This window comes from Streptomyces flavofungini, from assembly GCF_041028215.1.
GTDB lineage: Bacteria > Actinomycetota > Actinomycetes > Streptomycetales > Streptomycetaceae > Streptomyces > Streptomyces flavofungini_B.
In genome coordinates this window covers 26092-39307 of the sequence record NZ_JASKYR010000010.1, presented here as the reverse complement: position 1 = coordinate 39307, position 13216 = coordinate 26092, and the positions used below count along the sequence as shown (strand labels likewise).

Here is a 13216-nt window from a genome sequence, read left to right as displayed (position 1 = left end):
ATCCGAAGCAGCGTCAACGGCCTCGACAGCCAGTTGAAAGCGCGAGCCGAGCAGGCACCACCGAGCCCGCCGCCCGCACCAGAGCCCGCCCCGACACCTACCCCGGAGCCCGTCGAGGACGCCGACAGCGAGCGCGTCGTGACGTTCACCGAACCCGTCGGCTATGACCCCGACGTGCCAGACAGTGAGATCCTCACAGCCGCGGCCGGCGTCGCCCACGCCACCCTCGAAGCCCACCGCGACACGTGGGCCTTCCTCGTACAAACCGCAGGCAACGCGGAACACTTCCACATCCCCGGCGCCGTCAACGACGAGGACGGCTTCGTCGAAGTCCGCCTCTCCGGCCCCAGCCTCGTCGCCGCAATCATCAGCCTCGCCCACGTCACCCGCGACACCGACAGCCCCGTCACCCGCGCCATCGCCGGACACATCCAAAACAAGATCACCCGGGCAGTGCAGGCCATCATCGACCACCCCCGCACCAACGGCACCGGCACACCCGTCCGCATCACCATCGACGACCAAGCCCAAGCAGACGAACCCCAGGATGGCGAGCAGCCGACAGTCGGCAACTAGACAGCGCAATGCCCCCGACCAGGCGGCCGGGGGCATCGTCGCGTGCGGTCAGGCGGCGGAGCGGCGGCCGGGCGTCCTGTCGGCGACGATGAAGCGGCCCTGCCTACCACTCCTCAGCGGCCCGCCCTCTCTGGTGAGGGTGTACATCGCGTGCCGTGCTGACGTTCGCGAAGTGCCGCACGCTCGTGCCGCGCTGCCAACTCCGATCTCCCAGCCCGGCTGGGATGCGGACACCTGATCCAACACCCAGGCGACCACGCGCGCTCGCTCCTCGGAGTCGTCATACTCCACGGCCTCGGCCGCCTTCTTGTTCGCCTTGTCGAAGAGGGGCCTCTCGCGTGCGGTGAGCTGCTTCTCCGCTGCCTTGGCGGCATCGCGGTCCGCGTACCACTCGACCGTCTTCCCGGCGACGAGATGCCACCAGGTTTGACTGTCCGAGTGCTGCTTCCACCGGTGTTCGGGGAAACGGGCGATGCCCAGGTAGAGCAGTCGGCCAGTGACGTCGTGGAGGCGGTAAAGCGCCGTTCGCTCAGTCACTCACGCCTCCCTCAACAATGCCCCGTCGAGGTACTCCTGTACCGGCTCGAACAGCCCATAGGGCACGTACTCGCTGATCTCCGAGTGAGCGACCCAGGCGACTGCGTCGAGTTCCTCGTCGTCGGCCACGTGAGCTTCGCCGGAGATGGGGGAGCAGGCCGTGTACGACATGAAGCGGCCTGACTTCGGGTGCACGCGGTCGCCGATCAGCTTGACGGCCTCGACGGTCAGGCCCGTCTCCTCCAGCGTCTCCCGCACAGCCGCCTGCTCCGGGGTCTCGCCGTCCTCGACAGCCCCGGCGGGAAACTGCCAGGAAAGCTCGCCCTCCTTCACAGCACGGCGCACCATCAACACGCGTCCGTCCTGGACAATGATCGCGGCGGAGATGCCGGGCTTGTCGTTGGTCTCGCTCATACGGTCGCCTCCAGGGCGTTCAAGATTGGCGGGTAGATGCGGTCAGTCGGGATGTAGCGGGCGAGGTCCCGTATGGGAGCCCAGGCCACGGCTGCGTTCTCGGATTCGTCCCCGTTGATCGCCTCGCCGTGCAGCCAGTCACAGACGTAGTAGTCGCAGAATGCCCTGGTCACAGGGTGCAAGCGTTCGCCCAAGTGTTCGCGGACCGCGCAGTGGACGCCGGTCTCGTCGAGTGTCTCGCGAACCGCGACCTTAGCCGGAGACCCTCCCGGCTTCACGATGCCAGCGGGGAACTGCCAGGAGATGTCATCCCCGTCCTGCCTGCACACCAGGAGCACCTCGTCGCCGCGTCGGACCACAGCGATCGCGACGCGCAGCGCCTGTGCCTGCATCTGCTCGACGTGAGCACGCGTGTAGTGGACGAACCGCCTTCGCACCGCATCACCTGCCTTCTCGTAAGCCGTAGTCAAGATCCTTCGCGTCTCCAGCCGTGGGACCATGTCCGGCGACTGGTGCCAGGAGGCGACGCTGCGCACCGAGACGCCGAGGCGCGCCGCGAACTCTTCCTGGCTGTCTTGGAGCGCGTCCTGTAGCCAGCACGCGTGCCGTCCGGTCCACTGGGTGACGTCCACTGTGGCTCCCCGCCCGCTTCCATGGGGATCTAATTCGGCGTACCTGCATGAGGCCCGCATGTGGCCTGCATGATCACTGCATGTGGCTGCGTGGCTGCTTCATGGTCCCCGAGCCCGTGTAGGCGTTGACTCGATCCCATGAACAGACCATCACTCGCCCTTCCCGTACTGGAAGGCGCGCTGGTACGTGACGCCCCCCATGATCTTGCCGATCTCTTTCCACTTCTTGCCCTCCGCGCGGAAGCCGAGGGCTATCTCCTGCCGCTGGCGACGGCGGAACGCTTCGAGTTCCTCTTCAAGCCTGTCGGCTGCGTTGAGGTAGGCGCTCCAGCGCTCGACGAGGTCTGGGATGCCACGGAGCTGCTCGTCGGCGGAGGCGAAAGGAGCGTTGTAGGGGTCGGCCATGCCGAAAGCGTAAAGGTCAACCGACGCTCCCTCAAGATGCAGCTTGAAAAGGTCAGTTGGGCGCTTGACGCGGTCCAGCGCGGCCCCTACGGTTATGGCATCTCAAGGCGCCACCTTGAGAGCAAGGTCGCTGATCACTCCTACCGGACCCAGTCCGCGATCAGTGGCTCACAAAAGAAAACGGGCCGGACGCTTGCGACTCCTACATCGCGCACGCACCGACCCTGACCACCAGGTTCTACAGAGGAGACCCTGTGGCTACTGCACATCTTACGGGTGCGTTCTCGCAGCCCGTCCCGCCCCCTACCGCCCGGCTGCCGTTTCTGGCTGAGCGGGCCATGCGTCGCCTGGAGCTGGCGTTCGCCCTGCAGGTCGTTGTGAACTTCGACCGGCACGGCTCCGTCTGGGGTGCGTCCCCGGTGGCGGAGATCGAGCAGGACATCGCCGAGGCGTCCGCCGCCGGTGCGGCCATCGACGAGTGGCAGACCGTCGACCGTGACGGCCAGCCGCTCCGGATCGTCCGCATCACCGACCAGGGCGTGCACGGCGGAATTCACGCCTTCACCGTCTGGAACGGCCTCGCCGAGGCGGTGGCGCAGTGACGACCACCATCAGCCTTCCCGCCTGCAAGCCCTCCATCGACTTCGTGATGGATGCTCCCGTTCAGTTGCTCCTCGACGAGCTGAACGTGGACCTCGTCGAGTCGTCGATCACGGACCCGGGCTACACCGGCCACGCCATCGTCGTGGGCGGCGAGGTCGTCGTCTGGCTTCCGCCGGACCGGCCCGAGTACGAGCGCGACTGCATGATCCGCTACCTGGTCGGGGACGCGTTCCGGGTCGACGGCCTGCCGCCGCTCCCCGAACAGTTCAAGGTCACGGAGCTAACGGACATCACGGGCGACGTCAACGACGCCATCCGCTCGCAGGTCGACGAGGCACTGGACCACGTCGGCCAGGACACCAGCGTCAGGACGGGCACTCCCGACGAGGAGGTGGCCTGATGGCCATGGCAATCCCCGCCCCGACCCTTCCCGCCTCCCGCTTGACCGCTCCGCTTCCTCCGGCTGCCGTCGAGGCTCTGTCCCGCCTGGAGCGCGCGTTCGCCCCTCCCGCCGCGGTTGTTGCGGTGACGCGTCACGAGGTGGCGTCGTCCCGCACGGCGGAACTGTCACATCTGATGGACGTCCGTGATCTGTCGCCCGCCGAGTTCGATGCCCTGTTCGATGCGCAGACGGTGATGGCCGGTGCGCGCCGGACGCTCGCCGAGGCAGGTCTGCTGCATCTGATCGGCGGTGACCGGTGATGGCGGGGACGCTTGTCAGCCCGGCGTCGACGCAGCCGGGCCTGTCGGAGGCCGACCGTCTGGCGCACACGGCCGCCTCCCACGTCCGCCGCCGCATCCTGGCGCGTTTCCCGGCAGGTGGCCCGCGCGGCAGTTGGCCTGCGGACGAGTTCGCTGCGGCCCGCCGTGAGGAGGGCGTGGAGGCCGAGACGGTCTACGACTACCCGTCGGACGACTTCCTCGTCGTGGTGAAGGCGGTGGCGTCGTGAGCGTCCGAACCGAAGCCTCGTGGCCCGAGGGCGTCATCGCCCGCTACCTCACCGTCGGTAGCGCCACCGTCGATGTCAGGCACAAGCTCAACGCGTTCACGCCGCCGGAGCCGTTGGCGACACGCGTCGCCTGCGCCGGATGCCTGGACTCCGAGGAGTTCAACCACTACCGCGTTGTCCGGGGCATGCACTCATCCTGGGACGTGCGCGACACCGATGCCGCCGATCAGGACGCTCGCCGCTGGGCTCAGGCTCACGCCGAAAAGTGCCGGGCCCTGCCGAAGCCGTCCGCGTAACCCCCTCATTCCGCCGCGGTGGCGGGATCTCCCCTGGCCTCGCCGCCGCGGCCCCCATTCAACTGCTTCTTCGACCCGAGAGGGATCGCTATGTCCACGTCGTTCATTGAGCGCCTGTCGTCCGCCGACCGGGCCGCTGCTTCGGAGCTGGCGAAGCGGCGCCGGGCGATGACGCCGGTGTCCGTGCTGATCAGCCAGCAGTTCGGTGACCCGCTGGCCCGCGCCCTGCACCGGGAGACCGTCTACGCGGTGCCCGACGACCAGCGCGAAACCTGCCCGCGGCACATGGAGTGGCGCCGCACCTGCCTGCACCTACACCTGCACGGCGACGCCAAGGCCGCGGCCTGACCCTCCTTGACCGCCGTGCTGGCGGGCACCGCGGCCCCCTTCCGCCCGCCAGCACGGCCCCCGGCCCCGGCATCACGCCGTGACGGCGCCGCATCGACTGCGGCCCGGGGCACGCACCACGTCATTCACCGACCGAGAGGAATCCATGTCTGACCGCATGAAGAAGCAGGCCGCCCTCAACCGTGGCGCGGCGGCGGTGCACCGGAACCGCGGCAACGACGCCAAGGCGCAGGAACTGGAGGACCGGGCCGACGAGCTGGAGTCGGGCCGCGTCAAGGACGTCACTGACGACGTGTCCCGCCTGATCAGTTGGGGCTTCGGCCGTAGCTGACCGGCTGCCCGCCGGGCCCGTCTCGCACGGGCCCGGTCGAGGGGAACCGCGATCAGCGACTTCCATCCACGACCCGAAAGGGGCCCGCCATGGGCAAGTTCAGCGACTTCTTCCTCGGCACCGAGGAGCAGCGCGAGCACAACGCGAACTTCAACAACGGCGAGACCGACCCGGAGAGCGAGGACTACCTGGCCTCACACGACCGGGTCGTCGCCGCCGAGAAGGAGAAGCGCAGCTGACCAGCTGCCCGATCCGCCGGTCCCGTACCGGCGGTGAGGGGAGCCGGGACAGCCCCGGCCCAGGAAGGAGCCCGACATGCCGAAGCCCGAGGACTTCCACTGTGCCGGCTGCGCCCAGCACTACGTGCTCCACAAGGGCGGCAAGAACCTGCCCTGCACGTGGTGCGAGCAGCACGCCGCGACGGACGTCGACTGGTGGCGGTGACCGTCATGGCCGCGAAGGAATGCGCCCAGTGCGTGGCGCACGCGCAGCTGCACAAGGGCAACTGGCTCGGCATCGGCAAGGACAACACCCCCTGTGCTGCATGCGAGGACCACGCCGCGAACGGATGTCCCGGCATCAACCGCCGCTGACCGGCTGTCTGCGCCGTCCGGCCCCGCATGGGGTCGGGCGGCAAGGAGAACTGGCGCAGCAACACCCTCAATCCGTGATCTGAAAGGGGGCCGCGATGCGGCTTCTGTCCTGGCTGTTTGTGGTGGCCTTCCTGCTTCTGGTCGGTGCTGTCCCGGCGATCGCGTCGGTGATCGGCGCGACTCTCGGCCTGGTCTTGGCCGGGGGAGTGGAGCTTCTCGCACAGCCCGCCGTGCTGGGGCTCGCCCTCGGCGGCCTGGCCTTTGTCGCCTTTCGGCGCCGACCTCACGCCCGTACCGCCTGACCGAGAGGAGCCCGCCATGGGCTGGATCGACAGCAAGCAGCAGGAGCGCGACCACAACGGTCAGCGGAACACCTGCGTCGGCTGCGGACGCGACGGAACCACGGCCGGGAGGAGCACCACCTCCATGGACCTGCCCGGCCCCTTCGGCTGGCGATCCATTCGCACCCGACGCAAGCGAGGAGACCGCTGATGTCCCTGCTCACCCTTCCCCCCTTCCTCACCCGCAGCAAGGAGACCACCGTGCACGAGACCACCACCGCACCCGCCACGACGAAGAGCAATTCACAAATGCGCTTCCTGACTCAGGGTGGCGCCGAAGTCCACGTCACCGGATCTGGCTGCTACGGCGCCGAGGACCACCACTGGATGTGCCTCAGGTGCAGCGAGACCGACAGCGGGATCGGCCGCCGGGACTGGGACGCCCGTCGGCAGGCCAACGCCCACGCCAAGGGCTGCCAGTCCATGCCGAAGCCGGAGGCGTGACATGCGACTCGTCTACGCCGCCGGGATCCTTCTGCCGCTCCCGCTGCTCATCATCACCCTCCTGATCACCCTCCTGATCACCCGCTGAACCGTTGAAGGGATTGATCCACCATGTCCGTCACCTCCGCCGACAAGGTCAACGGCCGCGCCGTGGCCTCGGCCGAGCCCCGGTTCGACCCGGTCGCCCTGGCCGAGGCGGAGGCGGTGCGCACTCGGGCCGCCGCTGAAGCCGAAGCCCTCCGCATCAAAGCCGAAGGCGAAGCCGACGCCGCCCGCACCCTGGCCGCCGAACAGGCGGAGAAGGACCGGATCGCCAACGAACGCGCCAAGATCGCCCTGGAGCGGAAGAAGGTCGACCACGACGCCTACGTCGCCAAGAAGGCCGCCGAGACCGCCCAGTCCCTCGCCGAAAAGCAGAAGGCAGAAAAGGCCGACGCCGACCGGGCCGGGCGGGAAGCGCAAGCGCAGGCCGACCGGGAACGCACCGAACGATTCTGGAAATGGGGCGCCCGCGGCATCTACGTGATCGGCCTCGCCCTGGCCGGGCCAGTGCAGTTCATGCACTTCTGGGACCCCAAGCGGCCATTCCTGATCGCCGCCCCGGCACTGCTGGAGGGCTTCGCGCTGGTGCTGGCCTTCGGCGCCGCCTGGGCCGTCGCACACCGCCGCGACGTTGCCCCCTATCGGGCCGGAATCGCGCTCGGCGCGATCATCGCGGCTGCCGTGAACCTGTACGGCGGCCTGTCCGACAAGGAGATCGGTTTCAACGCCGGACTGATCGGCGCGCTCGCCTCGATCGGCGGACCCATCGTCCTCATGGTCTACGAGCGGGGGGTGGCGCAGAAGGCCGACGGCGTGCCGTCCCGGCGCGACCGGCGGGCCGCGGCCAAGGAAGCCGCGGTGAAGGCGGCGGCCGAGGAGAAGRCGCGCGTCGAGAAGGAGGCCGCCGAGCAGCAGGCGGCAGCGGAGAAGCGGAGTGCCGAGGCGCGCGCCCAGGCCGAGCAGAAGCGCCGTGACGACGACCGCAAGGCCGCGCACGAAGAGGTGTGGCAGGTCGCCGACGCCATCCGCGCCGCACGCGGTTCGCAGTACGTCACAGAGCAGATCTGGGCCGAGGCCTGGTACCGCGTCACCGGCTTCAAGCAGGTCGGCGTCACCCCCGGCATCGACGCCCAGACCCGTGCCTCCGAGGCCCGCGCAAAGACGGCCTCCGAAGCCCCCGTTCTTGGATCTATGTCGCTGGTCACTTCCCAACGACGCCCCGGCTCGAAGAAGTCCCCGAGCGAGCCTGACGGGCGCCGCAACAACGGAGGCACGCCGCCCCGCCGAGTGCCCGGCGACACCCTCCCGAACCACCCCGTCGCGCGCTCCCAGGCGCGCGCCGAACGGACCACCGAGACGAAGGACTGAGGACCCGCCATGGCCAGCCCGACGACCGCCCGCAAGGACGCGGCGGTATCCCAACCCCATCCCAAGGCCACCGCCGTGCCCGTCGAGCAGCAGGTCGACAAGCGGCCCGCCACCCCGCCGCACCAGCTGCCCATATGGCTGCACTCGAAGACGGCGCGCGCCCGCCGGCTCGCCCTCGCGGTCAGCCATCACCCCGGCGTCGTGTGGATCGGCTGGTCGGCGCGCGGCTGGTGGCACATCGCCCGTATCGAGAAGGGCAAGCTGCAGGGCAACTTCCCGCACATGATCAGCACGGCCGCGAAGCGGGTCGCCTCACTGGAAGACACGCCGCAGCACGTCCAGGCGCTGTCGATGCAGGAACGCTTCGAGGCCAAGTACGCGGTCCACAAGCGCAAGTTCTGGATCAAGCGTGCCGTGGCTGGTGTGCCCGTCGCCGGGGCCGGGCTGTACGGCATGGCCGAGGCCGGGGTGTGGGTGTCCGCCCTGTATGCGATGGCCGCCATCACCTATGGCGTGTGGCGCGGCCGTCCGCGCGGCGCAGACCCCGGCAAGGTCCAAGTCCACGCTGCGGACGGCGACCCCTATCCGATCGCCGACGCCCGCAACCGCACCGAAGCCGCGGACTGCGTGCGCCGCGCGCTCGCCTCCGAGGGGATCTCGGTGGCGTCCGTCGAGGCGAACCGCCACCACGCCTGGGGCTGGGAGATCACCGTGCAGCTCGCCAAAGGCAAGCCCGCCGACATCGTCACCAAGGCACCCGACCTGGAAACCCCGCTGGACCTGCCGGAGAACGGGCTGCACTGCCAGCCCGTGCGAAAGTCCCGAGGCCGGGTCATCCTGCGGCTCGTCGAGTCCGACCCCTTCGAGCGCATCCCCGCCGCTCCGGAGCGCAAGCCCAACAGCCGTCGCCTGAAGGACAGGCAGCTCGTCGCCTACCGCATGGACGGGCAGAAGTTCGAGCCGTCGCTGCTCGGCGTGCACGTCATCGTGATTGCTGGATCGGGTGGCGGCAAGTCGGTCATCCTGCGCACCCTCGCCGACTCGCTGACCGCCTGCTCGGACGTGGTCGTCGGTGACCTGGATCCCGGCGGCAACGGCCTGGCCCCGCTCGCCGAGGCGCTCGGGGTGCGGGCGATCGGTGACGACAACATGGGGCAGATCGAGAAAATCCTGGAACAGGCCCTGAAGATCGCGAAGGCGCGTCCGCTCCTGTTTGCGAAGCACGGCATGCAGGAGAACTGGGAGCCCAGCCCCAACCAGCCCGCGATCGTCCTGTTCATCGACGAGTACCCGCAGCTGTCCGACAGGGCCAAGGAACTCGCCGTGAAGATCCTGCAGACGGGCCGCAAGTCCCGCGTACAGCTGGTGCTCGCCGCACAGGAGGCCACGAAGGACTCCATCGGCGCCGCGATCGCCGACTCCATCGCGCTGCGCATCGTCGGCCCCTGCCGCCGCCAGGACGTCGTGCAGGTCTTCGGCGGCGGCGCCGGCGACCAGGGCTGGCGACCCGACCGCCTCGACCCGGCCGAGGGCAACGCGGAGGGTGACGACCTGCGGGACGCGTCCCAGGCGTACATCCGTGGCTGTGGCTCGCGCGAGCCGATGAAGTTCAAGTTCGTGTTCCTGGAGGACAAGGAGGGCCGCAGGCGGTCCAAGGAGCGCGCCGCCGCGGGTCGTCCCGAGGTGGATGCGGAGTCGCTGGCCGCAGCGAAGATCGACCGGTTCGGTGCGACCGAGGCCGATCGGCTCCGCTCCGACCTGCCGAAGATCGTGATGATGGTGCGCGGTGCGTTCGCCGCCGCGGACGACCCCAGCTTCCTGTACACGGCGCAGATCCTGGAGTACCTCGCAAGGCACGACCCCAACGCCTGGGGGACAGACCGGTTCGGCGACGAGGAGGGCAAAGTGCACCTGCTCGCGGCCCGCCGCCTGATGGCCGAGCTGAAGCTGGCGGTCGACGGCCTCGACCTCACCGTCGACCTGTCGACGGTCCAGGGAGCTGGCGGGACGCGCGGCTACCGCCTCAACTCGATCAAGCAGATCACCGGCGAACCCCTCGACGGTGCGGCCTGACCAACCGCTGCGAACCGCTACGCCGCAGGTCAGGGCCGTGAGACCAACAACAGCGAACCGCTGTTCGTGGCCCTCAACCGCTGGGCGGCAGCGGTTCGCAGCAGTACCCCCACGGCCCTGACCTGCGGCGTCACAGTCCCTAGCGGTACACGAAGCGGTAGAAAAGCGAAGGAGATCCCGATATGAGCGGCACAGTCAAGATCGTTGAACTGACGGTCGACGGAGTGCCCTACCTGTGCCCCGAGTGCGGCTCGCCGGGCTTCACGCTCGACGGTGGACTCGTCGCCGCCTTCCCGGCCGACGCGAACTGCGACTACTCCCACCACTGGACCGACCCGGCCATCACCACCGGGGACCTGCCCCGGATCCGGGCGGCGAGCAGCGGTCGCGAATACGCGACGGATGAGGACACCTTCCAGGTGGTCATCCGCGGCTCCGTCCTTGCCGGAACCCTCCACCCGCAGGTCACGGTCGACGACGTGCGGCAGGCGGGCGGCGTGTACTGGCGGCGGATCTTGAAGCCCGGGATCCGCCGCAAGCGCCGCGCAGCAGAACGGGCCGTCATCAAGCCCGTGAAGGCCGCGGCGAGGAAGGCCAAGCGCAAGGTCACCGACGCCGCAGACGATGCGGTTGCCAGCACAAAGGCCGCCGCCCTCGGAGCCGCCTGGGACCTCCAGACGGGTGGCCACGAGTCCGACCCCAACTACACGCCCGAGCCCGTCATCCCCTGTGGGGCGGGCTGCGACAACGGCTACTTCCACCTCGACACCCGCATCTACGAAATCCCCGAAGTCCAATGCACCGTTTGTCGGGGCACCGGCGAAACCCTTTAAGGAGACCTACCGCCATGACCAGTCCGCAGCCCGAGCGGCACCGGATCCACGCCGCACCTGCGGCTGGACAGACCGAGCCCACCGACGCCGACCGTGAGACCGTCCGCCGCCTCTTCGCGGCCGTTGACGAGATCCCCACCAGCTTCCGCGACCACACCCCGACCCCGATGATCGGCACCGCGCCGCCCGTGCCGCAGCCCGGCCGGCCGCCGATGAGTCAGAGAGCCACCGACGCCAGCGCGATGATGGTGGCCGGCGGGTTCCTCAGCCTCTGCCTGGGAGCCGCGGTCTCCGCAGTCCTCTACTTCTCTGGGAGCGCCAACCCGGTCGTCGTCGGCTTGATCTGCCTGGCGCCGCCCGCTGTCTTCCTGTCGGCTCGCGGACTTCTGAAGAGCTTCAGGTCTGCCGCGCCACTCGAGATCCACAACCACTACGAGGGCACCGTCCACCAGGACCAGCGCACCGTGCACACGTCGACCCGCGGCGTGTGGGCCAAGACCACCAACCAGCAGTAGGAGGACCCGTGAAGCAACTCCCCAGCCCCCGCCGTCTTGCCGTGGTGACTGCGGTGTCGATGGCTGCACTGACCGGTACGACGGCCGGTGTGATCGGCGTCGGCGCGCCGGAGCCGGTGACGCTCGCCGTCGTGGTCGGCGTATTCGGCGCCGCGGCTGTCGCGGGCTCTGTGCGACTCGGCGCCACGCCGAACCCCACCACCTGAGAGGACACTCGAATCATGGGATACGCAAGCTACGAGATCACCCGGCAGGACGGCACGACCATCCAGGCCGGGTACGGCATCGACACCGTCTGCGAACAGGACGGCTGCACCGAGAAGATCGACCGAGGCCTCGCCTACCTGTGCGGCAAGACGCCAGGCGGCGACGAGTACGGGTGCGGCGGCTACTTCTGCGGCGAGCACAAGTACCTCGGCTCCGGGGCCCCGGTCTCGGAAGGGCTGTGCGGCGCCTGCTCGGCCCGCTGGGAAGCGGAGAACCCGGAGACGGAGGAAGCCCTGTCTGCCTGACGTGAGCTAGGCCACGCCCCGTCTGGTCCTGCGGACCAGACCGCCAGCCCCATCCGTCCGACGATGAAAGCACCCCAAACAGAGGAGAACACCATGACCAAGTCGATCGAGCAGATCGCCGCCGACTTCAACCGCGGCATCCGCGACAGTAAGGGCAAGGCCGACGAGAAGGAGGCGCCCCACAACATCAACACGGGGACGCTTTACGGCGGCCAGCACATCTCCACCGTCACCGTCGAGGGCGACTGGGTGAAGGGCGACAAGGGAGGCAAGAGGAGGCAGTGATCTTCCCGGCCGTCTTCATCCTCCTGTACGTCGCCCACAGCCTGTCCGACTACCCGCTGCAAACCGATCACCAAAGCGACCACAAGGCAGAGCCGGGCCGCATCGGCTGGACGGCGAACTTGATACACGCCGGGACGCATGTGGCCACCTCCGGCATCCTGCTCGCCGCCGGAGCGGCCATTCTCGACCTGCACCTCAACGCCTGGGTTGTCGCAGTCGGGCTGCTGTGGATTGGTGCCACGCACTCCTTCATCGACCGGCGCTGGCCCATCCGGTGGTGGATGAACAACACCGGGCAGACGGAGTACCTCACGAACGGGGGCGCCGCACACGTCGACCAGTCGGTACACCTCGCCGCCCTCGCAGTCGCCGCACTCGGCATCGCCGCCTGAACTACCCGCCACCGGAGCCCCGGCCGCCACCATCAGCAGCCGGGGCTCTCGACGTGGGTACGGCCCGCGCCATCCATCGGTCGTCGCTGAGCAGCCGGGGCGGCAGGACGGGCTCCAGGCCGAGCAGCTGGCACAGGAGTTCTAGCGCCTGCTGGCACTCCCGCTCACTGTCGGCCTGAACCCCGTAGCGGACTGCCATGAACGCAGTCTGCCCCGCCCGATCACCGGGCGGGGCAGGAACCGGGGAAGAACCGGGATCTACGGCCGCCACTCCTCGCGGTAGCCGGGCCGGTCCGCGTAGGGCAGGGCGAGCAGGCGCAGATGCTCGCACGGGGCGTAGACGTGGACAACCATCCGCCGCTCGACGTCGTACTGCGAGCATGTGTCGCACACCCACGTGTAACCGTCATGGCGGGGGTGGTGCAGGGCGAGCATGCGCCGCTTGGCGTCGATCTCGCGCAGCACCCGCGCCGGATCGTGCTCCGCAATGTGCTCGGCGTCCTGGTACGAGTACCGCTCCATGAGGGCCACGTCGGTCCCATCGGGAAGCTGGACGGTGGCCGTGTCCGGGGAGTCGCTGACGCTGTCAACGTAACGCGGCTGCCAGCTCTCGCGGCCGACAGCGAGCGCGATCCGCTCGTCCTCGTCGAGCTGCTTGCCGAGCCACTGCACGAGGTCATCCACCAGACGGCTCCTGTCTGCTGCGCTCATGCGCAGTCTCCCGAA

27 protein-coding genes and 1 pseudogene are annotated in these 13216 nt (G+C 68.9%); 22 read left to right on the top strand and 6 right to left on the bottom strand.

Annotated elements, in window-relative coordinates; all coding sequences use genetic code 11:
• Positions 1–576, top strand: a pseudogene (locus AB8Z36_RS01635) (hypothetical protein); the annotation flags it as partial.
• Between the two features lie 48 nt (positions 577–624).
• Here AB8Z36_RS01635 and AB8Z36_RS01630 read toward each other — a convergent pair.
• From AB8Z36_RS01630 to AB8Z36_RS01615, 4 genes are all read right to left on the bottom strand, one after another.
• The gene (locus AB8Z36_RS01630; RefSeq protein ID WP_369211355.1) at positions 625–1113 is read right to left on the bottom strand and encodes a hypothetical protein; all 489 of its coding nucleotides are present in this window, start codon (positions 1111–1113) and stop codon (positions 625–627) included.
• The gene (locus AB8Z36_RS01625) at positions 1114–1527 is read right to left on the bottom strand and encodes an NUDIX hydrolase (RefSeq protein WP_369211354.1); all 414 of its coding nucleotides are present in this window, start codon (positions 1525–1527) and stop codon (positions 1114–1116) included.
• On the bottom strand, positions 1524–2159 hold the full coding sequence (locus AB8Z36_RS01620) for an NUDIX domain-containing protein (RefSeq protein ID WP_369211353.1): 636 nt from the start codon (positions 2157–2159) through the stop codon (positions 1524–1526). The genes AB8Z36_RS01625 and AB8Z36_RS01620 overlap by 4 nt, the downstream gene beginning before the upstream one ends.
• Positions 2160–2309: 150 nt before the next feature.
• Complete coding sequence (locus tag AB8Z36_RS01615; protein ID WP_369211352.1) at positions 2310–2564, bottom strand: hypothetical protein; 255 nt, start codon at positions 2562–2564, stop codon at positions 2310–2312.
• 338 nt (positions 2565–2902) lie between these two features.
• Here AB8Z36_RS01615 and AB8Z36_RS01610 point away from each other — a divergent pair, with 338 nt between their 5' ends.
• The 21 genes from AB8Z36_RS01610 (at position 2903) to AB8Z36_RS01510 (ending at position 12490) form a co-directional block, all read left to right on the top strand.
• Positions 2903–3166, top strand: a complete 264-nt coding sequence (locus tag AB8Z36_RS01610; RefSeq protein WP_369211351.1) for a hypothetical protein — start codon at positions 2903–2905, stop codon at positions 3164–3166.
• Positions 3163–3567, top strand: coding sequence for a hypothetical protein (locus AB8Z36_RS01605; protein ID WP_369211350.1), 405 nt, complete (start codon positions 3163–3165; stop codon positions 3565–3567). Before AB8Z36_RS01610 ends, AB8Z36_RS01605 begins: the two co-directional genes overlap by 4 nt.
• Positions 3567–3869, top strand: a complete 303-nt coding sequence (locus tag AB8Z36_RS01600) for a hypothetical protein (protein ID WP_369211349.1) — start codon at positions 3567–3569, stop codon at positions 3867–3869. The genes AB8Z36_RS01605 and AB8Z36_RS01600 overlap by 1 nt, the downstream gene beginning before the upstream one ends.
• 59 nt (positions 3870–3928) lie before the next feature.
• On the top strand, positions 3929–4117 hold the full coding sequence (locus tag AB8Z36_RS01595; RefSeq protein WP_369211356.1) for a hypothetical protein: 189 nt from the start codon (positions 3929–3931) through the stop codon (positions 4115–4117).
• On the top strand, positions 4114–4413 hold the full coding sequence (locus tag AB8Z36_RS01590) for a hypothetical protein (RefSeq protein ID WP_369211348.1): 300 nt from the start codon (positions 4114–4116) through the stop codon (positions 4411–4413). The genes AB8Z36_RS01595 and AB8Z36_RS01590 overlap by 4 nt, the downstream gene beginning before the upstream one ends.
• A 90-nt stretch (positions 4414–4503) precedes the next feature.
• Positions 4504–4761 (top strand): hypothetical protein, encoded by a 258-nt coding sequence (locus AB8Z36_RS01585; protein ID WP_369211347.1) that lies wholly within the window; start codon positions 4504–4506, stop codon positions 4759–4761.
• Between the two features lie 145 nt (positions 4762–4906).
• A complete protein-coding gene (locus AB8Z36_RS01580; RefSeq protein WP_369211346.1) occupies positions 4907–5092 on the top strand; it encodes a hypothetical protein in 186 nt (61 codons plus the stop codon).
• A gap of 89 nt (positions 5093–5181) precedes the next feature.
• The gene (locus AB8Z36_RS01575; protein WP_369211345.1) at positions 5182–5331 is read left to right on the top strand and encodes a hypothetical protein; all 150 of its coding nucleotides are present in this window, start codon (positions 5182–5184) and stop codon (positions 5329–5331) included.
• A 76-nt stretch (positions 5332–5407) separates the two neighbouring features.
• Positions 5408–5536, top strand: a complete 129-nt coding sequence (locus AB8Z36_RS01570) for a hypothetical protein (protein WP_369211344.1) — start codon at positions 5408–5410, stop codon at positions 5534–5536.
• Between the two features lie 5 nt (positions 5537–5541).
• Positions 5542–5685 carry a pRL2-8 gene (locus tag AB8Z36_RS01565; RefSeq protein ID WP_369211343.1) on the top strand — a complete coding sequence of 48 codons (144 nt, stop codon included), beginning with the start codon at positions 5542–5544 and terminating at the stop codon, positions 5683–5685.
• A 95-nt stretch (positions 5686–5780) separates the two neighbouring features.
• Positions 5781–5987 (top strand): hypothetical protein, encoded by a 207-nt coding sequence (locus tag AB8Z36_RS01560; RefSeq protein WP_369211342.1) that lies wholly within the window; start codon positions 5781–5783, stop codon positions 5985–5987.
• Between the two features lie 16 nt (positions 5988–6003).
• Complete coding sequence (locus AB8Z36_RS01555) at positions 6004–6177, top strand: hypothetical protein (RefSeq protein ID WP_369211341.1); 174 nt, start codon at positions 6004–6006, stop codon at positions 6175–6177.
• The gene (locus tag AB8Z36_RS01550; RefSeq protein ID WP_369211340.1) at positions 6177–6470 is read left to right on the top strand and encodes a hypothetical protein; all 294 of its coding nucleotides are present in this window, start codon (positions 6177–6179) and stop codon (positions 6468–6470) included. The genes AB8Z36_RS01555 and AB8Z36_RS01550 overlap by 1 nt, the downstream gene beginning before the upstream one ends.
• 111 nt (positions 6471–6581) lie before the next feature.
• Positions 6582–7880 carry a hypothetical protein gene (locus tag AB8Z36_RS01545; protein ID WP_369211339.1) on the top strand — a complete coding sequence of 433 codons (1299 nt, stop codon included), beginning with the start codon at positions 6582–6584 and terminating at the stop codon, positions 7878–7880.
• A gap of 9 nt (positions 7881–7889) precedes the next feature.
• The gene (locus AB8Z36_RS01540) at positions 7890–9953 is read left to right on the top strand and encodes a hypothetical protein (RefSeq protein ID WP_369211338.1); all 2064 of its coding nucleotides are present in this window, start codon (positions 7890–7892) and stop codon (positions 9951–9953) included.
• 182 nt (positions 9954–10135) lie between these two features.
• On the top strand, positions 10136–10786 hold the full coding sequence (locus AB8Z36_RS01535; RefSeq protein ID WP_369211337.1) for a hypothetical protein: 651 nt from the start codon (positions 10136–10138) through the stop codon (positions 10784–10786).
• A gap of 14 nt (positions 10787–10800) precedes the next feature.
• Positions 10801–11301, top strand: a complete 501-nt coding sequence (locus AB8Z36_RS01530) for a hypothetical protein (RefSeq protein ID WP_369211336.1) — start codon at positions 10801–10803, stop codon at positions 11299–11301.
• An 8-nt stretch (positions 11302–11309) separates the two neighbouring features.
• Positions 11310–11507: a hypothetical protein gene (locus tag AB8Z36_RS01525; RefSeq protein WP_369211335.1), complete on the top strand. Its 198-nt coding sequence runs from the start codon at positions 11310–11312 to the stop codon at positions 11505–11507.
• A 15-nt stretch (positions 11508–11522) separates the two neighbouring features.
• Positions 11523–11813, top strand: coding sequence for a hypothetical protein (locus AB8Z36_RS01520; RefSeq protein WP_369211334.1), 291 nt, complete (start codon positions 11523–11525; stop codon positions 11811–11813).
• Between the two features lie 93 nt (positions 11814–11906).
• Positions 11907–12098 carry a hypothetical protein gene (locus AB8Z36_RS01515; RefSeq protein WP_369211333.1) on the top strand — a complete coding sequence of 64 codons (192 nt, stop codon included), beginning with the start codon at positions 11907–11909 and terminating at the stop codon, positions 12096–12098.
• A complete protein-coding gene (locus AB8Z36_RS01510; RefSeq protein ID WP_369211332.1) occupies positions 12095–12490 on the top strand; it encodes a DUF3307 domain-containing protein in 396 nt (131 codons plus the stop codon). Before AB8Z36_RS01515 ends, AB8Z36_RS01510 begins: the two co-directional genes overlap by 4 nt.
• 1 nt (position 12491) lies before the next feature.
• Here the strand turns inward: AB8Z36_RS01510 and AB8Z36_RS01505 are convergent, their stop codons facing one another.
• Positions 12492–12689 (bottom strand): hypothetical protein, encoded by a 198-nt coding sequence (locus AB8Z36_RS01505; protein WP_369211331.1) that lies wholly within the window; start codon positions 12687–12689, stop codon positions 12492–12494.
• Positions 12690–12748: 59 nt separating this feature from the next.
• Complete coding sequence (locus AB8Z36_RS01500) at positions 12749–13201, bottom strand: DUF6221 family protein (RefSeq protein ID WP_369211330.1); 453 nt, start codon at positions 13199–13201, stop codon at positions 12749–12751.
• Positions 13202–13216: the final 15 nt, after the last annotated feature.

What these genes read in the sequence shown, in the direction of transcription:
- AB8Z36_RS01540 (WP_369211338.1), top strand. Translation starts at nt 7,890, where the DNA reads ATGGCCAGCCCGACGACCGCCCGCAAGGACGCGGCGGTATCCCAACCC.
- AB8Z36_RS01555 (WP_369211341.1), top strand. Translation starts at nt 6,004, where the DNA reads ATGGGCTGGATCGACAGCAAGCAGCAGGAGCGCGACCACAACGGTCAG.
- AB8Z36_RS01565 (WP_369211343.1), top strand. Translation starts at nt 5,542, where the DNA reads ATGGCCGCGAAGGAATGCGCCCAGTGCGTGGCGCACGCGCAGCTGCAC.
- AB8Z36_RS01625 (WP_369211354.1), bottom strand. Translation starts at nt 1,527, where the DNA reads ATGAGCGAGACCAACGACAAGCCCGGCATCTCCGCCGCGATCATTGTC.
- AB8Z36_RS01585 (WP_369211347.1), top strand. Translation starts at nt 4,504, where the DNA reads ATGTCCACGTCGTTCATTGAGCGCCTGTCGTCCGCCGACCGGGCCGCT.
- AB8Z36_RS01535 (WP_369211337.1), top strand. Translation starts at nt 10,136, where the DNA reads ATGAGCGGCACAGTCAAGATCGTTGAACTGACGGTCGACGGAGTGCCC.
- AB8Z36_RS01570 (WP_369211344.1), top strand. Translation starts at nt 5,408, where the DNA reads ATGCCGAAGCCCGAGGACTTCCACTGTGCCGGCTGCGCCCAGCACTAC.
- AB8Z36_RS01600 (WP_369211349.1), top strand. Translation starts at nt 3,567, where the DNA reads ATGGCCATGGCAATCCCCGCCCCGACCCTTCCCGCCTCCCGCTTGACC.
- AB8Z36_RS01530 (WP_369211336.1), top strand. Translation starts at nt 10,801, where the DNA reads ATGACCAGTCCGCAGCCCGAGCGGCACCGGATCCACGCCGCACCTGCG.
- AB8Z36_RS01515 (WP_369211333.1), top strand. Translation starts at nt 11,907, where the DNA reads ATGACCAAGTCGATCGAGCAGATCGCCGCCGACTTCAACCGCGGCATC.
- AB8Z36_RS01550 (WP_369211340.1), top strand. Translation starts at nt 6,177, where the DNA reads ATGTCCCTGCTCACCCTTCCCCCCTTCCTCACCCGCAGCAAGGAGACC.
- AB8Z36_RS01505 (WP_369211331.1), bottom strand. Translation starts at nt 12,689, where the DNA reads ATGGCAGTCCGCTACGGGGTTCAGGCCGACAGTGAGCGGGAGTGCCAG.
- AB8Z36_RS01610 (WP_369211351.1), top strand. Translation starts at nt 2,903, where the DNA reads ATGCGTCGCCTGGAGCTGGCGTTCGCCCTGCAGGTCGTTGTGAACTTC.
- AB8Z36_RS01560 (WP_369211342.1), top strand. Translation starts at nt 5,781, where the DNA reads ATGCGGCTTCTGTCCTGGCTGTTTGTGGTGGCCTTCCTGCTTCTGGTC.
- AB8Z36_RS01575 (WP_369211345.1), top strand. Translation starts at nt 5,182, where the DNA reads ATGGGCAAGTTCAGCGACTTCTTCCTCGGCACCGAGGAGCAGCGCGAG.
- AB8Z36_RS01500 (WP_369211330.1), bottom strand. Translation starts at nt 13,201, where the DNA reads ATGAGCGCAGCAGACAGGAGCCGTCTGGTGGATGACCTCGTGCAGTGG.
- AB8Z36_RS01580 (WP_369211346.1), top strand. Translation starts at nt 4,907, where the DNA reads ATGTCTGACCGCATGAAGAAGCAGGCCGCCCTCAACCGTGGCGCGGCG.
- AB8Z36_RS01615 (WP_369211352.1), bottom strand. Translation starts at nt 2,564, where the DNA reads ATGGCCGACCCCTACAACGCTCCTTTCGCCTCCGCCGACGAGCAGCTC.
- AB8Z36_RS01520 (WP_369211334.1), top strand. Translation starts at nt 11,523, where the DNA reads ATGGGATACGCAAGCTACGAGATCACCCGGCAGGACGGCACGACCATC.